A 13,517-nucleotide genomic window follows, 5' to 3' on the forward strand; every position below is an offset into this window, starting at 1 on the left:
GATACAGCACACTATGCTTATCTTAAAGGGTGAAAATCATGAAAATTATTGACAATACATTATATCAAATCACTGTCCCAACTCCTTTTGCAGTCGGAGATGTACATGTTTATTTACTAAAAGGAGAAGTGTTGTCTCTTATTGACGCAGGAGTAAAGACAAAAGAAGCTTATGAAGCATTACAAATACAATTAAAGCAAATTGGCTATCATCCAAGGGATATTGAACAGATTATATTGACGCATCATCATCCAGATCACACTGGATTGATTGAGGCATTTCCACGTGCTAGGGAAATAATGGCTAATCATCTTGTTGACCTTTGGTTAAGAAAAGACGAGCAATATTTTAATAGATATGAGGATTTCTTCAAAGAATATTTTAAGCAATGTGATATTCCTGAACGTTTTCAGAGTATAGGGAAAAAGTTACGGTCCTTATTAAGCTATGCTGGAGAGGGCCATTTAACCAGAACTCTTGAAGAGGGAGATAGGCTGCCAGGACATCCTGATTGGCAGGTCCTAAACACGAAGGGCCATGCACAGAGCCATGTTTCTTTTTATAGAGAGTCTGATGGAATATTCATCGGCGGAGATCATTTATTGAAAAACATTTCTTCCAATCCTGTAGTCGAACCCCCCATACATGAAGGGGAACGAAGAGCATCTCCTATGCTACAGTACAGAAGTAGCCTTCTAAAGTGTCTATCTATCGAAATCAGTCAGGTTTTACCAGGTCATGGAGAGATCTTTTCGAATGTATCGGAGATCGTCCAGTCTCGTTTTAATAAACAGGAAAAACGTGCTGCTAATGTTTTAGCTTTCCTTCAAACAGGTAAACAAACTGCTTTTCAACTATGTCAAAAAATATTTCCGGTTCGTTATGAGAGCCAGATTGATTTGACTATGTCAGATATTATCGGCCAGCTCGACTATCTTGAAGCGAGTGGGCTTGTTAGCAAAAGTACAGAGGGGACGACAGAGTTTTATGAAGCAACGACGGCTGCAAAATAAAAAAGTAATTGTTACTGGCGCTTCAAGTGGAATTGGAGAAAGCATCGTATGGCAGATCGCTGCAAATGGAGGGATACCACTTCTAATAGCACGTTCCACTGCTAAAATGAAGGAGCAGTGTGATAAAATAAAACAAACTTTTAACACCGATTGTTATTACTATACTTGTGATTTATCGAATAAAAAAGAAATGATGCGGACAGCAGACTTACTCTTACAGGACCATCCTATTATAGATGGACTAATCAATAATGCTGGTTTTGGTAAATTTCAGCTTGTTGAAGAAATATCTATGCAGGACGTTGAAAGCATGTTTCAAGTTAATGTTATCTCTTTAATACACTTTACAAAAATGCTCCTCCCACATTTTCAGCAAAAGCAAGAAGGGCATATCGTAAACATTGCCTCGCAGGCAGGAAAAATATCTACTCCTAAATCGGCTGTCTATGCTGCAACGAAACATGCCGTTATTGGTTTTACTAATAGTTTGCGTATGGAAACTGCAAAAGATCACATTTTGGTTACAGCAGTAAATTTAGGACCGGTAGATACAAACTTTTTTACCCAGGCAGATCCTAAAGGGTCGTATAAGAAAAATGTTAGCCGTTATATGCTAGACCCTAATCGTGTTGCAAACAGAGTTACGCGAAATTTGTTCAAGCAGAAAAGGGAAATTAATCTGCCTGGTTGGATGGAAGCAGGGAGCAGGCTGTACCATGTTTTTCCTGGTATAATGGAGAAACTCCTTGAAACGCAATTTAATAAAAAGTAAACAAAGATCAATTGGAGGGAATAGTATGGAACTTCATATCACCCCAGCAGCAAAAGAAGAATTGGAAAAAAGAAACATAAATCAAAATCGTTATGTTGTTCTCTGGTATGACACAGAGGGATGTGGTTGTGGTGTAAATGGCGTACCTACAATAAGATTTACTAACGGCTATACAAATGACTATTTTGAGATAGAAAGTGACAGCTTCCCTGTTTTAATACAGGAGCACCAAAAAGTATTTTTTGCTGAATCAATGAAGCTTGATGTAATAAATGGCATGCTTCGTTTATCGAGTCCTGAAGGCATCCTAAATCCATTTATCGCACCACAAAGCATATGTGAAATATAAAGTGAAACTTCAATCAGTGGGGGGTTTTGGTTCTTCCCCCACTGATTGTTAGTTGAACGAATCGGGGGTGTTAGCGCCCGTTTACTCCCACTTAAACATCACAGTTTCACTTCATGTTTCGAAGTGGGAGTTTTACGGACGGTTACACCGGGATAAAACCCAGGGGATGACGTATTGTCCATCCCCTGGGTTGATTTATACTATAGAAAGATAAAAGCTGTGTGCTTATAGTTACCGATGGTTTTCATATTGAATTGGTTTAACAAGTTGTTGAATTTCCAAATAAGTTTCATTTGAAAGTTCTTCTAAGGAGAATCCAGTGTTAGCCTTTAGTTGTTCGATAGAACTTGAGCCAAATACTGCACTGGCAACAGCAGGGTGTTTGAGTACATACTGTAGAGCAAGTTCTTGCAGGCCACCTTTAAACGTGGTCTTCGATAATGTCTCATAGTATTTCTGTAAGTCATCATAGGAGTGGGTGAGGTACCCTTCACTCCCTTTTGCCTCGATCTTTTGTTTAGCTTGATTACTCAACATTCCTTTGGCTAGTGGACCTCTTGCAAGTACACTGATTCCATTTGCGTGAAGTAGATCAAGTAGTTCCTCCTCGGGCCGGCGATCAAAAATACTATATTGCATCATAACAGCATCAATCGTTGAGCGCTTTACATATTCACGAATAACATTAGGACGTATAGAGGAAATTCCATAACTTCGTATATAACCTTCTTCTTTCAAACGTTCAAATGCTTCAATTGATTCATCTATTGGATCATCGAGCGTACCACCATGCAACATATAGAAGTCAATATAATCTGTCTGTAGACGACGTAAACTGTCTTTTACCCCTTCCGTTATATGTTTAGCTGATGGGTCCCAGTGCCAGTCTTTTGTTTCCTTATTAAAATGATTTCCTACTTTTGTAGTGAGAACAACCTTATCTCGTTTTCCTTTAATTGCTTTTCCTACGATTTCTTCATTTGTACCAAAATCATATAGATCTGCCGTATCAAGATGTGTTATTCCTCTCTCCAGTGCCATATCGATTATATTTTTTGCCTTTTTTTCATCTATGCCAAGTGACATACAACCTAATGTGAGGGCAGAAATCATAATTCCCGATTTACCCAATTGATTTTCTTTCAAACAAATCATCCTCCCAATTTCATACTATTCCCATTGTAAAAAGTGCGTAAACACAATACAACTATTTTGCGGTGGGCTTTATAATATCTTATACTAACAGAAGAAACTTAACTAGATGCTTGTGCTGAGGGAATCATTTTAACGAAATAGTCGTGACTGAACGAACAACTTAAGAAAGAAGGATTATATATGAAGAAGTTTGAAGAAAAAACAATAAACACAACTTCCATTTATGAAGGGAAAGTCGTTGATTTGCGGGTGGATGAAGTAAGTCTTCCAAATGGGAGAACAGCGAAAAGAGAATTAATTAAGCACCCAGGAGCAGTTGCAGTAATTCCAATCACAAAAGATAATAAAATTGTGTTAGTGGAACAATTTCGCAAGCCACTTGAAAAGTCACTGGTTGAAATCCCAGCTGGAAAAGTGGAAATTGGTGAAGCGCCCGAAGTTACTGCCAGACGGGAATTAGAGGAAGAAACAGGTTATACAACTAACGAGCTTTCATTCGTTACATCATTTTACACATCACCCGGTTTTGCAGATGAATTAATGCATATCTATATAACGGATGAGCTTGAGAAGATGGATACGCCACCCGCAAGTGACGAAGACGAGTTTGTCGAAGTTCTTGAACTGACATTAGATGAGGCAAAAGAGCTTGTTGAGCAAGAAAGAATTCATGATGCAAAAACAAATTACGCAATCCTTTACTTGCATGCATTGGGGAGATAATCATGCTATCAAATTATTTTGTTGACATGCATATTCATATTGGTAGAGATATGGATAATAGGCCAGTGAAAATAACTGGTGCAAAGTCGCTAACGTTAACGAACATTCTTATAGAAGCAAGCAGGAATAAGGGGATGGGCATGATTGGTGTGATTGATTGCCATGCCCCAGCGGTTCAAAGAGAAATCAACATGCTGATTAAATCTGGGGATGCACGGGAATTAGAAGACGGTGGGATACAATTTGAAGGGGTTACTTTATTACTTGGATCGGAAATTGAAATATATGATGCTTCCAGTCAGGGACCGATTCATGTATTATGTTTTCTTCCTAACCTTAAAAGCATGTCCGAGTTTACCGAATGGCTCGCACAGAGAATGACAAATATTAATCTAAGCTCACAGCGCTACTATGGAACTGGAAAAGAACTACAATACAAGATTAAAGAGCTAGAAGGTATTTTCATTCCCGCGCACGTCTTTACCCCGTTTAAAAGCTTGTTCGGAAAAGGAGTAAAAAAATCGTTGACCGAGGTATTTGATTCAGATCTAATAGACGGGATTGAACTGGGACTTAGTTCTGACACCGAAATGGCGGATCAGCTTGCTGAACTACATGCCTATACTTTTTTAACAAACTCTGATGCACACTCACTGGCTAAAATCGCGCGTGAATATCAAGTAGTGCGAATGGAAAGCCCATCGTTTAAAGAGTTTCTATGGGCATTACACAATGTGAAAGGACGGGCTATCTCTGCTAATTATGGTATGAACCCAGCACTGGGCAAGTACCATCTTACAGTGTGTAATGAGTGTAACCAGCATACTCCCTCAAAATCGACACATTGTATTCACTGTGGTTCCAACAAAATAACAAAGGGTGTGGCAGATCGAATCAATGAACTAAGTAACGGTATAGCGAATAAGCAGAACCGACCACCTTACTTTTATCAAGTACCGCTTGAATATATTCCTTACCTTGGAAAGAAAACGTATGAGAAGTTACTGAAGAGATTTGACAACGAAATGAATGTGATTCATCGCGCTCCATTAGAAGAAATGGAAGAGATCGTACAAGGGAAGATTGCCAAATCTATCATCCAAATGCGAGAGGGAAAATTAGGGATAAAAGCTGGTGGCGGTGGGAAGTATGGAAAGATAATTTCTGATGAGACATGAGAATAAGTAAGTAATAATAGTAAAGTTGGTATTTTTAACAGGAATTCTTCATAGTTTTTAGTATAGCAGTATCTCTTGAATGGAGGATTCCGAATGTATAAAAATAGAGCTATCATTACAGACCACCTAAAAGATCATGCCACCATCTACTTGTTTATGATTATCCTGTTTATGACAGGGATCGTATTCGGTGCCATTCTAGTTAATAGTATGAGTGTCGTTCAAAAACAGGACCTCATTTTTTATTTGGAACGTTTTTTCGGTCAGCTTCACAATCAGCAACTAACTGAAAATACAACCATCTTAAAAAATAGTTTCTTTTATCATGTGAAATATCTACTCTTACTATTTATACTTGGGCTGTCCGTAATCGGGCTTCCGATTGTATGGATCTTATTATTTATTAAAGGCCTTGTTGTAGGATTTTCAGTTGGGTTTATCGTAAATCAACTAGGAATGGATGGCTTTTTACTAGCTACTTTCTCCATAGCGCCACAGAATATTCTGATTATACCTATATATATTGTTGCGGGTAGTTTAGCCATGATCTTTTCTCTAAAATTGCTGGGCAAATTATTTACTCGTAAAGTATCGCAACCAGTCTTCCAGCCTTTTGGGAGATATGCTATGATATTTGGTTTTCTCTTGATTCTTTCATTCGCAGCTGCATTATTAGAGACCTATGTATCGAATGAGGCGATGACATATATAGTCAAATCATTTTACCAATAATAAAACTTAAACTATAATGATTATAAATATAAAATAATAATCAAATTATATTTTGACACGTTCTAATTCGATGCCTATAATAAAGATGGGATACGAGGGAGGGAACCTGCCATGGAACATCGCATAGACCAAATAAAAAAACAGCTCCATGCACAGAGCTATAAGCTTACTCCACAACGGGAAGCCACGGTTAGGGTTTTGCTTGAAAGAGAAGAAGACCATCTTAGTGCAGAAGATATCTATCTACTGGTAAAGGAAAAAGCACCTGAAATCGGTTTGGCAACAGTTTATCGTACATTAGAGTTATTATCAGAACTAAAGATTGTAGATAAGATTAATTTTGGCGACGGTGTGTCTCGTTATGATCTAAGAAAAGAAGGCGCAGAACACTTCCATCACCATCTTGTTTGTATAGAATGCGGTTCAGTTGAAGAAATTGAAAATGACTTATTGGGTGATGTAGAGAAAATTGTGGAGCGAGACTGGGGATTTCAAGTAAAAGATCATCGATTGACTTTCCACGGTATATGTAGGAAGTGTCATGATGGAGCCACTACACTAAAAAAATAATCCGGGTGCCTTTTTTCAGCTGAAGAAAGGCATTTTTGATTTGCTAACTATAAGTAAGCATTTACAAAAGCTATTAAAAAGGGTAAATTGAAGGCAGTGTTCTTTTTAAAACTTCTATGTTTCTATGTATAATGTTAATCTTTTTTGGCATATCTTCTAATTATAGAAGATAACAGAAGGGGAGTTATACATTTGAAACGATTAGTATGGGACACGTTAAAGGTTTTCATTATCTTTACTGCCTGCACCTGTTTATTTTATTTCGGGCTTAAAGCTATGCATACGGAGTATGAAGAATTCCATCGTTATGATCAACCGGATGGCCCTGCAGTAAAAGTGTTTCAACAAGAATCAAGTCTGCTAGACAGATTAAATCTATTTTTTCGCTTGGGGGAGTAATTGGATGCTGAAAGATGCTTTAGAAGATTATTATCATTTTTTGCGCATAGAAAAAGGACTTTCAGATAATACATTGCAGTCGTATAATCGAGATCTTTCTCATTATCTATACTATACGGAAAAAGTGCTAGAAAAAACGGATTGGAATCAAATAAGGCGCTCCGATATTGTTGGCTTCTTACATATTTTAAAGGATGATAATAAATCCTCCGCAACGATTGCCAGACATGTATCATCCATTAGATCCTTCCATCAATTCCTTGTTAGAGAACAATTGGTTAACCAGGATGCTAGTCTTAATATTGAAACGCCTAAGAAAGACCAGAAGCTTCCTGACATTTTGTCATTAAAGGATATTGAAGCACTTCTACAAATTCCTGCTGCTTCCCCGTTGCATATTCGGAACAGAGCGATGTTTGAACTGCTTTATGCTACAGGGTTAAGGGTGAGTGAGCTTCTTTCACTAAAAATCGGTGACTTGCATCTAACAATGGGTTTCGTCCAGTGTTTCGGAAAGGGATCGAAAGAACGGATCGTCCCACTAGGCAATGTGGCAATTAAAGCAATCGAGACCTATTTACAACAGGCAAGACCGACTCTAGTTAAAAATAAAAAGGATGACCAGTCTGTTTTTGTAAACCAGCATGGTCGGCCAATGAGCAGACAGGGCTTCTGGAAAGTACTAAAAGCGTCTGCACAAACTGCAGGGATTAAGAAAAGTATTACACCACATACATTGCGCCATTCTTTTGCAACCCATTTATTAGAGAATGGGGCAGATTTACGTGTAGTGCAGGAAATGCTGGGACATGCTGACATTTCTACTACCCAAATTTACACACATGTTACAAAAGCTAGATTAAAAGATATTTATGATTCTTATCATCCTAGAGCCTAATTACAGTTTTAGTTGTCTGACATCCTACGAGTGGGTTGAATCACGTATAAGTATACATAGCTAACAAAAATAAACATATAACAGCAGAAATATGGGAAGATAATGTACAGGAGGTATCAATATGGGAAAATTTAAACGTGTATTTTTAATCGTAATGGATTCAGTTGGGATTGGCGAGGCGCCAGACGCTGAAAAATTTAATGACAAGGGTGCCGATACGCTCGGACATATCGCCGAGCATATGAATGGGCTTAAGATGCCGAATATGGGATCGCTTGGATTAAGTAATATTAGAGAAATTAAAGGAATTAATAAGGCGGAAAAGCCGAAAGCTCATTATACGAAAATGCAGGAAGCGTCTAATGGAAAAGACACGATGACAGGGCACTGGGAGATTATGGGACTACACATCGAGCAACCGTTCCGTACTTTCCCTGAAGGTTTTCCTAATGAACTAATTAATGAATTAGAAGAGAAATCCGGCCGTAAAATAATTGGTAACAAACCTGCATCGGGAACAGAAATCCTTGATGAACTTGGGCAGGAACATATGGACAGTGGAGCTCTTATAGTCTATACATCTGCAGACTCGGTACTACAGATAGCCGCACATGAAGAGATTATCCCAATTGAAGAACAGTATCGTATATGTGAAATAGCCAGAGCGTTAACACTTGATGAAAAATATATGGTTGGCCGTGTGATAGCTAGACCGTTCATTGGTTCACCTGGCGCGTTTGAAAGAACCTCTAATCGCCATGATTATGCACTAAAACCATTTGGCCACACAGTGATGAATGAGTTGCAGGATCAGAAGTATGACGTAATTGCGATAGGGAAAATTTCAGATATTTATGATGGCGAAGGTGTCACTGAAGCGATTAGGACGACAGACAATGAAGATGGCATGACTAGAATAGTGGAAAGCATGGACAAAGATTTTACTGGTATCAGTTTTCTAAATTTAGTGGATTTTGATGCCAAGTTTGGCCACCGCCGTGATCCTAAAGGGTATGGAAGGGCACTAGAAGTGTTTGATGCCAGATTACCAGAAGTGTTAGAGAAAATGAAAGAAGATGATTTGCTATTGATAACAGCTGACCATGGGAACGATCCAGTCCATCATGGAACTGACCATACACGGGAATACGTACCATTACTGGCTTATCACACCGGAATAACAAAAGCCACAGAACTCCCGGTAAGAAAGACATTCGCTGATATTGGTGCAACGATTGCAGCTAATTTTGAAGTAGCTACACCGGAACATGGTGAAAGCTTTTTAAAAGATATAAAAAATTAAGGGGATGACATGATGAATCAAATGGAATTAAAAGAAGCTACAGCATTTATTCAAGATAAATTGGAAGCAAAACCAACTCTAGGGTTAATCCTTGGATCTGGTTTAGGTGTGCTGGGTGAAGAGATAGAAAACCCAGTGAATATACCCTATGAAGAGATTCCGCATTTTCCTGTGTCCACTGTTTCTGGTCATAAAGGCCAGCTTGTAGTTGGTACCTTAGAAGGAAAGCAAGTTATTGCAATGCAAGGGAGATTTCATTATTACGAAGGCTACAGCATGACACAAGTAACCTTTCCTGTTCGTGTCATGAAACAACTTGGAATAGAGGCTGTTATTGTGACAAATGCTGCCGGAGGAGTTAATGAAACGTATAACCCTGGAGATCTGATGATTATCTCAGATCATCTTAATAATATGGGTGATAATCCACTAATCGGAATGAATGATGATAGTTTAGGGGTACGTTTTCCAGATATGTCACAAGTTTATGATAGGGAATTTATTAAGTGTGCCCTAGCATGTGCTAACGAATTAGGGCTATCAGTACGCCAAGGTGTATATGCTGGAAACACTGGTCCTTCCTATGAAACACCTGCTGAAGTTAAGATGCTACGTACGATAGGGGCAGATGCTGTGGGCATGTCTACAGTACCCGAAGTGATTGTTGCTGGTCATGCAGGGCTTCGTGTTTTAGGAATCTCATGTATCTCAAACATGGCAGCTGGTATTTTGGATCAACCTTTGACCCATACAGAGGTAATCGAAACAACTGAAAAAGTAAGAGAAGACTTTTTACGGTTTGTGAAACAGATTGTTCAGACATTACCACTATAATAAATTGAGGTGATCCAAATGAGAATGTATGACATTATTGAAAAAAAACGAGATGGTCATGAACTTACAAAAGAAGAAATCTATTTCTTTATTGACGGGTATACCAATGGAGATATACCAGATTATCAAGCAAGTGCGTTGTTAATGGCGATATACTTTGAGGATATGACTGTTGAGGAACGTGCAAATCTAACTTCCGCTATGGTGGAATCAGGAGATCAAATCGATTTATCTGAGATTTCAGGCGTAAAGGTAGATAAGCATTCCACTGGAGGCGTTGGCGATACGACTACGCTTATCCTTGCACCATTGGTAGCTTCTGTAGGTGTACCAGTAGCAAAAATGAGCGGAAGAGGTCTCGGCCATACAGGAGGAACGATAGATAAGCTTGAAGCGGTGCCCGGTTTTCATGTGGAGATAAGCAATGAGAAGTTTATTGAACTTGTAAATCAAAATAAAGTTGCTGTAATCGGCCAGTCAGGGAATCTAACACCAGCTGATAAAAAGCTATATGGTTTACGCGATGTTACGGCAACCGTCAATTCCATCCCTCTGATTGCAAGTTCTATTATGAGTAAAAAAATAGCATCAGGAGCAGATGCAATTGTGCTTGACGTTAAAACAGGTGCCGGAGCATTTATGAAAAACTTAGAGGATGCCAAAAAGCTTGCTGAAGCAATGGTTACAATAGGGAATCGAGTAGGCAGACAAACGATGGCAGTAATTTCTGATATGAGCCAACCGCTTGGGTATGCAATTGGAAACGCGCTTGAAATTAATGAAGCAATTGATACATTAAAGGGTCAAGGTCCCGAAGATTTAACCGAACTTTGTCTTACTTTAGGAAGTCAGATGGTTGTTTTAGCTAATAAGGCTGAAAATATGGAGGAAGCAAGAGCGAAATTAAAGGAAAGCATTGCAAATGGGGAAGCCTTTGAGCAATTTAAAACTTTTCTTGCTTCACAAGGTGGAGATGCATCTGTCGCAGATCATCCTGAAAACATGCCACAAGCAGAGTACAAGATAGAATTACCTAGTTTATCAGCCGGTACGGTTTCGAAAATCATTGCCGATGATATTGGCACTGCTGCAATGATGTTAGGAGCAGGTAGAGCAACAAAGGATTCGGAAATAGACCTTGCTGTTGGGATAGTACTTCATAAAAAAATCGGTGATAGCGTAAAAGAGGGCGAAGCGTTACTAACAATTCATGCTAATCAGGAAAATGTTGAGGAAGTCCGCGCTAAACTATATGATAGCATCGTAATAGCCACTGATAATGTACCTGCACCAACGTTAGTATATGATACTATAACAAAATAACTTGTTTTATAAGCAACATAGAAAGTATTTCTCAAGAGCATGGCCTTATACATAAGGCCATGCTCTTTTGTGTTTTAAATAGCTATCAACCAACAGTAGTTTGTATAGCAGTCAGGGAAATGTTAATGAGTATAAATAAACTTATGATTGTCAATCCTAACTATATATTGATTGTTGGAGGGATAGCTATGAAAAAAATTGTACTACTAAGCATCGTGCTTTTATGTGTTTTTGCAATGACTATACCAGTAGCAGCAGAAGAAAAAAGTAGTGACAATAAAGCAAACCTTGCTAAAGGTGCTGATTCAGCCATTTTACTAGAACGTGATACAGGAAAGCTTTTATTTGACAAAAACGCCCATGAAAAGCTTCCTCCTGCGAGCATGACTAAAATTATGACATTACTTTTAATCATGGAGCAGTTAGAGAAGGGAAGCTTGAAATTAGATGAAACGGTTCGAGTAAGTGAGCGCGCTGCCTCCATGGGTGGATCACAAATCTTCCTAGAAGCGGGAGAGGAAATGACTGTAAATGATCTGCTGAAAGGAATTGCAATAGCCTCTGGAAACGATGCTAGTGTAGCCATGGCTGAAAGAGTTGCTGGCAGTGAAGAAGAATTTGTCAGCTTGATGAATAAAAAGGTGAAAGAATTAAAGCTCAAGGATACAAAATTTCAAAATACCACTGGTCTCCCTGCTGATGATCATTATAGTACAGCGTACGATATGGCGATAATCGCAAAAGAATTACTAAAATACGAATCTATAACAAACTACACTTCTGTATATGAAGACTACTTAAGAAAAGGGCAGGAAAATGAATTTTGGCTGGTTAATACAAATAAACTAGTTCGTTTTTACCCAGGTGTAGATGGACTTAAAACGGGCTTTACCAATGAGGCAAAATACTGCTTAACTGCGACTGCTGAGAAAGACGGAATGCGGGTTATCGCAGTAGTGATGGGAGCAAAAACAACGAAAGAACGAAACGCATCGGTATCCGAAATGCTTGATTATGCTTTCAATAAATTTCAGACGAACAAGCTTTTCCAAAAAGGAGATGTAATTACAACACTCCGACTAACTAAAGCTGAGAAAAAGATGAATGATGTGGTTGCTTCTGAATCCATTAGTACTCTGCATGCAAAAGGAGATTCAGTTGATAACATTACAACTGAGGTGAAAATGAAGCAAGACCTAGTCTTGCCTATAAAAAAAGGTGATGATGTTGGAACATTAATCGTAAAAGATGGAGACAACGTGTTATCTGAATCACAACTAACCGTAAAAGAAACAATTGAAAAAGCAAGTTACTATACATTAATGAAAAGATCGTTGCAGAAATTGGTGAAGTTTGACTGATATCCACTGATTTAGTACCTTTCCTTCTTCTTTTGTCATCATGCAGGAATTATTGCAAGTAATGGAGAAAAAGAAGTACATGAAGGATAAATAAGGAGGAATACAGATGGGTCTTCAGGCAAACTTTGCAGTGAAAGAAGAAGTACTAATTGTTCGATTGTCCGGAGAGCTGGATCACCATGAGGCAGAAGGACTGCGTGATCAGTGGAAGGATACAATGTATACGAATCCAGTGAAGCACGTCATTCTAAATCTTGAAGATGTAAGCTTCATGGATAGTTCTGGACTTGGAGTTGTATTAGGTAGATATAAAGAGGTGTTACAGTTAGGCGGAGAAATGGTTGTCTGCTCTGTATCGCCACCTATTAAACGCCTATTTGAGATGTCTGGTTTGTTTAAAATCGTTCGATTAGAGGAGAACGAATCATTTGCCTTAATGACTTTGGGGGTGGCTTCATGAGAAATGAAATGTCTTTGGAATTTTCTAGCATTAGTGAGAACGAGGCTTTTGCGCGTGTTACGGTGGGCTCTTTTATAACACAAATTGATCCTACGATGGACGAATTAACTGAAATAAAGACAGTCGTTTCTGAGGCTGTCACAAATTCCATAATTCACGGGTACAATAATGATCCGAATCAAAAGATCTTTATTTCCTGTACTATCACAGAAGATGGAATAGAGTTGACGATAAAGGATGATGGCATTGGAATAGGCGATGTTGAGGAAGCGAGACAGCCACTGTATACATCCAAACCAGATATGGAACGTTCTGGAATGGGATTTACCATTATCGAGAATTTTATGGACTCAGTGGAAGTTATCTCCTTACCCGACAAAGGAACTACAGTTCATATGACAAAGCAGCTCGCCAAAACAAAGTCTGTTTGTAAATAGAGGTGGGGTG

At 38.6% G+C, this 13,517-nt stretch carries 16 protein-coding genes; 15 read left to right on the top strand and 1 reads right to left on the bottom strand.

All coding sequences use genetic code 11. The features are described 5' to 3' along the window. Positions 1–38 precede the first annotated feature (38 nt). Genes ACTWPF_RS09570 through ACTWPF_RS09580 form a run of 3 tightly spaced genes read left to right on the top strand, consistent with a single transcriptional unit; the run spans position 39 to position 2,134 of the window. Complete coding sequence (locus ACTWPF_RS09570) at positions 39–1,013, top strand: MBL fold metallo-hydrolase (RefSeq protein ID WP_443149058.1); 975 nt, start codon at positions 39–41, stop codon at positions 1,011–1,013. Next, positions 988–1,785 (top strand): SDR family NAD(P)-dependent oxidoreductase, encoded by a 798-nt coding sequence (locus tag ACTWPF_RS09575; protein ID WP_443149059.1) that lies wholly within the window; start codon positions 988–990, stop codon positions 1,783–1,785. The genes ACTWPF_RS09570 and ACTWPF_RS09575 overlap by 26 nt, the downstream gene beginning before the upstream one ends. A 25-nt stretch (positions 1,786–1,810) precedes the next feature. Then, positions 1,811–2,134: an iron-sulfur cluster biosynthesis family protein gene (locus tag ACTWPF_RS09580; protein ID WP_161464009.1), complete on the top strand. Its 324-nt coding sequence runs from the start codon at positions 1,811–1,813 to the stop codon at positions 2,132–2,134. Between the two features lie 231 nt (positions 2,135–2,365). Here the strand turns inward: ACTWPF_RS09580 and ACTWPF_RS09585 are convergent, their stop codons facing one another. Next, positions 2,366–3,280, bottom strand: coding sequence for an aldo/keto reductase (locus tag ACTWPF_RS09585; protein WP_443149060.1), 915 nt, complete (start codon positions 3,278–3,280; stop codon positions 2,366–2,368). A gap of 189 nt (positions 3,281–3,469) precedes the next feature. Between ACTWPF_RS09585 and ACTWPF_RS09590 the strand changes: the two genes are divergently transcribed. From ACTWPF_RS09590 to spoIIAB, 12 genes are all read left to right on the top strand, one after another. Then, a complete protein-coding gene (locus ACTWPF_RS09590) occupies positions 3,470–4,012 on the top strand; it encodes an NUDIX hydrolase (protein WP_036572723.1) in 543 nt (180 codons plus the stop codon). 2 nt (positions 4,013–4,014) lie between these two features. Beyond that, positions 4,015–5,190, top strand: a complete 1,176-nt coding sequence (locus ACTWPF_RS09595) for an endonuclease Q family protein (RefSeq protein WP_443149061.1) — start codon at positions 4,015–4,017, stop codon at positions 5,188–5,190. Between the two features lie 93 nt (positions 5,191–5,283). Continuing rightward, a complete protein-coding gene (spoIIM, locus tag ACTWPF_RS09600) occupies positions 5,284–5,922 on the top strand; it encodes a stage II sporulation protein M (protein WP_106896867.1) in 639 nt (212 codons plus the stop codon). Between the two features lie 111 nt (positions 5,923–6,033). Next, a complete protein-coding gene (gene fur, locus ACTWPF_RS09605; protein ID WP_036572726.1) occupies positions 6,034–6,492 on the top strand; it encodes a ferric iron uptake transcriptional regulator in 459 nt (152 codons plus the stop codon). Positions 6,493–6,684: 192 nt separating this feature from the next. Next, positions 6,685–6,891 (top strand): YqzK family protein, encoded by a 207-nt coding sequence (locus ACTWPF_RS09610; protein ID WP_036572728.1) that lies wholly within the window; start codon positions 6,685–6,687, stop codon positions 6,889–6,891. Positions 6,892–6,895: 4 nt separating this feature from the next. Beyond that, on the top strand, positions 6,896–7,789 hold the full coding sequence (gene xerD, locus ACTWPF_RS09615) for a site-specific tyrosine recombinase XerD (protein ID WP_106896866.1): 894 nt from the start codon (positions 6,896–6,898) through the stop codon (positions 7,787–7,789). Positions 7,790–7,910: 121 nt separating this feature from the next. Then, entirely contained in the window at positions 7,911–9,092 is a 1,182-nt protein-coding gene (gene deoB, locus ACTWPF_RS09620; RefSeq protein ID WP_443149062.1) for a phosphopentomutase, read from the top strand. 12 nt (positions 9,093–9,104) lie between these two features. Next, positions 9,105–9,926 (top strand): purine-nucleoside phosphorylase, encoded by an 822-nt coding sequence (locus ACTWPF_RS09625; RefSeq protein WP_443149063.1) that lies wholly within the window; start codon positions 9,105–9,107, stop codon positions 9,924–9,926. A gap of 18 nt (positions 9,927–9,944) precedes the next feature. Next, positions 9,945–11,249, top strand: a complete 1,305-nt coding sequence (locus ACTWPF_RS09630; RefSeq protein ID WP_443149064.1) for a pyrimidine-nucleoside phosphorylase — start codon at positions 9,945–9,947, stop codon at positions 11,247–11,249. A 188-nt stretch (positions 11,250–11,437) separates the two neighbouring features. Beyond that, a complete protein-coding gene (locus ACTWPF_RS09635; RefSeq protein ID WP_443149065.1) occupies positions 11,438–12,610 on the top strand; it encodes a D-alanyl-D-alanine carboxypeptidase family protein in 1,173 nt (390 codons plus the stop codon). A gap of 106 nt (positions 12,611–12,716) precedes the next feature. After that, entirely contained in the window at positions 12,717–13,070 is a 354-nt protein-coding gene (gene spoIIAA / locus ACTWPF_RS09640; protein WP_036572737.1) for an anti-sigma F factor antagonist, read from the top strand. Continuing rightward, positions 13,067–13,507 (top strand): anti-sigma F factor, encoded by a 441-nt coding sequence (gene spoIIAB / locus ACTWPF_RS09645; RefSeq protein ID WP_106896861.1) that lies wholly within the window; start codon positions 13,067–13,069, stop codon positions 13,505–13,507. Before spoIIAA ends, spoIIAB begins: the two co-directional genes overlap by 4 nt. The last annotated feature ends 10 nt before the right edge of the window (positions 13,508–13,517 follow it).

This window comes from Oceanobacillus sp. M65, assembly GCF_052246275.1.
Lineage (GTDB): Bacteria > Bacillota > Bacilli > Bacillales > Amphibacillaceae > Oceanobacillus_B > Oceanobacillus_B jordanicus.

What these genes read in the sequence shown, in the direction of transcription:
- ACTWPF_RS09630 (WP_443149064.1), top strand. Translation starts at nt 9,945, where the DNA reads ATGAGAATGTATGACATTATTGAAAAAAAACGAGATGGTCATGAACTT.
- ACTWPF_RS09580 (WP_161464009.1), top strand. Translation starts at nt 1,811, where the DNA reads ATGGAACTTCATATCACCCCAGCAGCAAAAGAAGAATTGGAAAAAAGA.
- ACTWPF_RS09595 (WP_443149061.1), top strand. Translation starts at nt 4,015, where the DNA reads ATGCTATCAAATTATTTTGTTGACATGCATATTCATATTGGTAGAGAT.
- deoB (WP_443149062.1), top strand. Translation starts at nt 7,911, where the DNA reads ATGGGAAAATTTAAACGTGTATTTTTAATCGTAATGGATTCAGTTGGG.
- ACTWPF_RS09625 (WP_443149063.1), top strand. Translation starts at nt 9,105, where the DNA reads ATGAATCAAATGGAATTAAAAGAAGCTACAGCATTTATTCAAGATAAA.
- spoIIAB (WP_106896861.1), top strand. Translation starts at nt 13,067, where the DNA reads ATGAGAAATGAAATGTCTTTGGAATTTTCTAGCATTAGTGAGAACGAG.
- fur (WP_036572726.1), top strand. Translation starts at nt 6,034, where the DNA reads ATGGAACATCGCATAGACCAAATAAAAAAACAGCTCCATGCACAGAGC.
- spoIIAA (WP_036572737.1), top strand. Translation starts at nt 12,717, where the DNA reads ATGGGTCTTCAGGCAAACTTTGCAGTGAAAGAAGAAGTACTAATTGTT.
- ACTWPF_RS09570 (WP_443149058.1), top strand. Translation starts at nt 39, where the DNA reads ATGAAAATTATTGACAATACATTATATCAAATCACTGTCCCAACTCCT.
- ACTWPF_RS09635 (WP_443149065.1), top strand. Translation starts at nt 11,438, where the DNA reads ATGAAAAAAATTGTACTACTAAGCATCGTGCTTTTATGTGTTTTTGCA.
- xerD (WP_106896866.1), top strand. Translation starts at nt 6,896, where the DNA reads ATGCTGAAAGATGCTTTAGAAGATTATTATCATTTTTTGCGCATAGAA.
- spoIIM (WP_106896867.1), top strand. Translation starts at nt 5,284, where the DNA reads ATGTATAAAAATAGAGCTATCATTACAGACCACCTAAAAGATCATGCC.
- ACTWPF_RS09590 (WP_036572723.1), top strand. Translation starts at nt 3,470, where the DNA reads ATGAAGAAGTTTGAAGAAAAAACAATAAACACAACTTCCATTTATGAA.
- ACTWPF_RS09575 (WP_443149059.1), top strand. Translation starts at nt 988, where the DNA reads ATGAAGCAACGACGGCTGCAAAATAAAAAAGTAATTGTTACTGGCGCT.